The sequence below is a fragment of the Burkholderia sp. BCC0097 genome (assembly GCF_902832985.1).
Classification (GTDB): Bacteria; Pseudomonadota; Gammaproteobacteria; order Burkholderiales; family Burkholderiaceae; genus Burkholderia; species Burkholderia orbicola.
In genome coordinates this window covers 1-626 of the sequence record NZ_CADFDM010000031.1, presented here as the reverse complement: position 1 = coordinate 626, position 626 = coordinate 1, and the positions used below count along the sequence as shown (strand labels likewise).

Below are 626 nucleotides of genomic sequence, written 5' to 3'. Positions count from 1 at the left end.
GCTGTAAATTAAAGACAGACTCAGGGGTCTGTAGCTCAGTCGGTTAGAGCACCGTCTTGATAAGGCGGGGGTCGTTGGTTCGAATCCAACCAGACCCACCATTGTCTGGCGGTAGGTACACCTGAGGAATTCTGTACATGGGGGCATAGCTCAGCTGGGAGAGCACCTGCTTTGCAAGCAGGGGGTCGTCGGTTCGATCCCGTCTGCCTCCACCAATCACCAACGCTAAGGGCTTGGTTCAGACACTGAACCGAGAATTTTGCATTGGCGATTGAGCCAGTCAGAGGATATCAACAGATATCGGCTGTCGTTCTTTAACAATCTGGAAGAAGTAAGTAATTTGGATAGCGGAAGCGTCTCGAGATGGACGTGGAAGTTATCCGGGTTGTGATTGTATCGATGTATCTCAAGATGATTCGGGTCTACTCCCTTCGGGAGTGGGGCCTGCGTAAGCGCTAAAGCGCTAACGCCGGACCGACATCAATTGGAATACGGCACAACGCGAGAACTCAACCTGTAGCGGCTGTCGATGAGACAGACTCGTTATAGGGTCAAGCGAACAAGTGCATGTGGTGGATGCCTTGGCGATCACAGGCGATGAAGGACGCGGTAGCCTGCGAAAAGCT

At 52.4% G+C, this 626-nt stretch carries 2 tRNA genes and 1 rRNA gene; all 3 read left to right on the top strand.

Annotation, left to right across the window (positions count from 1 at the left end):
• The first annotated feature begins 24 nt into the window (after window positions 1-24).
• A tRNA-Ile gene (locus HWX07_RS36770) sits at window positions 25-101 on the top strand.
• Between the two features lie 38 nt (window positions 102-139).
• Window positions 140-215, top strand: a tRNA-Ala gene (locus HWX07_RS36765).
• 334 nt (window positions 216-549) lie between these two features.
• A 23S ribosomal RNA gene (locus HWX07_RS36760) occupies window positions 550-626 on the top strand; the annotation flags it as partial.